Origin of the sequence: Mesorhizobium sp. M5C.F.Ca.IN.020.29.1.1, from assembly GCF_003997375.1 — a bacterium.
Taxonomy (GTDB): domain Bacteria; phylum Pseudomonadota; class Alphaproteobacteria; order Rhizobiales; family Rhizobiaceae; genus Mesorhizobium; species Mesorhizobium wenxiniae.
The window spans coordinates 1-3,186 of the sequence record NZ_RZSW01000625.1; the positions used below are offsets into that span (position 1 = coordinate 1).

Below are 3,186 nucleotides of genomic sequence, written 5' to 3' on the forward strand. Positions count from 1 at the left end.
CGCTGTCGGCGGTCCGAAGCTGGCGCCGTCGATCTCACCAGGCAAGACTCAGAGCGGGGCACTCGGCGGCGCCGTCGGCGGCGTGGTTGCCGGGCTGCTTCTGGCGGCCGCGGCCGGAGGCGGAAATCTCGCAGTGCTCGGCGTCGTCGCGCTCGTGCTTTCGCTCGTCTCCCAGGCCGGCGACCTTTTCGAATCATGGGTGAAGCGCCGCCACAACCGCAAGGATTCGGGCACGCTGATACCGGGCCATGGCGGCGTCATGGACCGGGTCGACGGGCTTGTCGCGGCGGCTTTCGCCCTGTACGTCATCGGCTGGATTTCGGCGACCGCCGACCATCCGGCACAGGGGCTGTTTCCAGCTTGACCAGCATTGATTCCCGGCCTGGTTTCTTGACCTGCGCAGGATGCGCCATGGATTCGCCTGGATTGATGCCACAGTCGCGGTACGACCGTGCTGCGGACGAATTTGAGGACATGAGTTGAACGAGATTCTTCACGCGGTTTTCAGCACGGAAGGCTTTGTCCTCGGCACGCTGGTGCCGTTCCTGTTCGTGCTGACCGTAGTCGTGTTCGTCCACGAGATGGGTCATTATCTCGTCGGCCGCTGGTGCGGCATCGGCGTGAAAGTCTTTTCGATCGGCTTCGGCCCGGAACTCTTCGGCTTCTATGACAGCCATGGCACGCGCTGGAAACTCTGCGCCATACCACTCGGCGGCTACGTCAAATTCGTCGGCGACATGAACGCCACATCGAGCCAGCCCAGCTCGGAGGAGATCGAAACGCTGACCGATGCCGAGCGCAAGATCGCGTTTCACACGCAGCCGGTCTGGAAGCGCGCCGCGACTGTGGTGGCCGGTCCGCTGTTCAATTTCCTGCTGACGATCGCCGTCTTCGCGGTGCTGTTTACCGCCTATGGCCGCCCTGTGATGGAGCCGATGGTGGCTGAAGTCACCGCCGACAGTCCGGCGGCGCAGGCCGGGATCCTGCCCGGGGACCGATTCGTCAGCGTCGACGGCAGCAAGGTCCAGACCTTCGCCGACGTCCAGCGCCGGGTCTCGGGCCGCGGCGGCGACGCCATCACGTTCGTCATGCTGCGCGACGGCAAGGAGATCACCGTTACGGCGACGCCGCGGTTGATGGAACAGGAAGACGCGCTGGGCAACAAGGTCAAGGTGGCCGTGATCGGCGTCGTCAACAACCAGGAATTCGGCCAACCGCGCCTGATCACCTATAGCCCGGCTGGCGCACTGGCTGCCGCGGTCGAGGAAACCGGCCACATCATCCAGGGTACCGGCCAGTTCCTGCAGCGTTTCGTCGTCGGTCGCGAAGACAAATGCCAGCTGGGCGGTCCAATCAAGATCGCAAAGATGTCGGGGCAGGCGGCAAAACTGGGCTTCGACTGGCTTGTGCAACTTGTTGCGCTGTTGTCGGTCGGGATCGGTATTCTCAACCTTTTGCCGATTCCCCCCCTCGACGGCGGCCATCTCCTGTTCTACGGCGTGGAGGCCGTCATTCGGCGACCGGTGTCGGAACGGATGATGGAAATGGGTTACAGGGCCGGCCTGCTTCTCGTCTTGGGCTTCATGGGGTTCGTTTTCTGGAACGACCTGTTTGGATGCTGAAATCATGAAGAAATTTGGCTTCGGCACAGCCAATGTTGAGACGCCGTTTACCATGCATGGGGATATGCGTGACGCGAAAGCCACGCAACAGGGTTAAGTAAATACAAATTAACCAGGAGCCTTGCGTGTAGGGAAAATCCGGTTAATACGGTAGGGGAAATTACCGCACGTCCGGTTTTCTCGCCGTGGGGACTTCGAGAAAAGGTACAAAAGCCCGATGAAGGCAGCATCCAAGTTTCTGAGCGCCGCGTCCGCGGTGGCCCTGTCCGCCGCCCTGGTCGTACCAGGTGCGCTCACAGTGCAGTTCGTTGCCACATCGGCGGCCGAGGCCGCTGTTGTTTCAAGAGTTGAAGTCAGCGGCAATCAGCGTGTCGACGCCGACACGATCCGCAACTACGTCACGATCAAGCCCGGCAAGCCCTTTTCCAGTTCCGATATCGACGATGCGGTCAAGGCGCTGTTCGGCACCGGGCTGTTCTCGGACGTCCAGATCAACCAGGTCGGTTCGTCGCTGATCATCAAGGTTTCCGAATATCAGGTCGTGAACCAGGTGCTGTTCCAGGGCAACAAAAAACTCAAGGACAACGCCCTTGCGACGGCGGTCCAGTTGAAGCCGCGTGGAACGTTCTCGCAGCAGGCGCTCGATGCCGACGTCGAGGCGGTCAAGGCTGCTTACAGGCGTATCGGCCGCGACGACGCCGCCGTGACCACCCAGATCATGGATCTCGGCGACAACCGCGTGAACGTGGTCTTCAACATCAACGAAGGCGGCCGCACGCAGATCGCCGCGATCAATTTCGTCGGCAACAGTGCCTATTCGAGCCGTCGCCTGTCCGACGTCATCTCCACCAAGCGCTCGACCATCCTTTCGTTCGTGCTGCGCGACGACGTCTATGACGAAGATAAGCTGCGCGCCGACGAGGAGCTGCTGCGCCGTTTTTATTACAATCACGGATATGCCGACTTCCAGGTGATTTCCGCGGTCGGCGAACTCGACGAAACCACCAACAAGTACACGGTGACCATCACCGTGCAGGAGGGCGACCGCTACACCTTCGGCGACGTCAGCGTCGAGAGCACGATTCCCGAGGTCGACGCTGCATCGCTGCAGTCGGCGGTCGAAACCCACAAGGGCGACGTCTACAACGCTGAGAACGTCGAAGACACCATCATTGCGTTGACCGAGAGGGTCGCCGGTTCCGGCTATCCCTTCGCCCAGGTGACGCCGCGCGGCGACCGCAATTTCGAGAACCACACCATTTCAGTGGTCTATACGATCGACCAGGGTACCAAGGCCTATGTCGAGCGCATCGAGATTCGCGGCAACGACCGGACACGCGACTATGTCATTCGCCGCGAATTTGACGTGAGTGAGGGCGATGCCTTCAACCAGGTTCTCATCCAGCGCGCGAAGAAGCGGCTGGAAGCGCTCGATTATTTTGAAAAAGTCGAAGTTTCCACCGTTCCCGGCTCTGAGCCAGACCAGGTGGTGCTCGTGGTCGACGTGGTCGAAAAATCGACCGGCGAGTTCTCGATTGGCGCTGGCTATTCGACAGGCGGCGAC

3 protein-coding genes are annotated in these 3,186 nt (G+C 61.0%); all 3 read left to right on the forward strand.

Going from position 1 to position 3,186, the window contains the following annotated elements; genetic code table 11:
* Nucleotides 1–364, forward strand: a 364-nt coding sequence (locus EOA85_RS31035) for a phosphatidate cytidylyltransferase (protein ID WP_164759999.1), incomplete at its 5' end; no start/stop codon positions are given.
* 115 nt (nt 365–479) lie between these two features.
* Complete coding sequence (rseP, locus tag EOA85_RS31040) at nt 480–1,622, forward strand: RIP metalloprotease RseP (RefSeq protein WP_127212277.1); 1,143 nt, start codon at nt 480–482, stop codon at nt 1,620–1,622.
* Between the two features lie 217 nt (nt 1,623–1,839).
* Nucleotides 1,840–3,186 (forward strand): outer membrane protein assembly factor BamA (gene bamA, locus EOA85_RS31045; protein ID WP_127212278.1); only part of this gene is annotated, 1,347 nt, incomplete at its 3' end.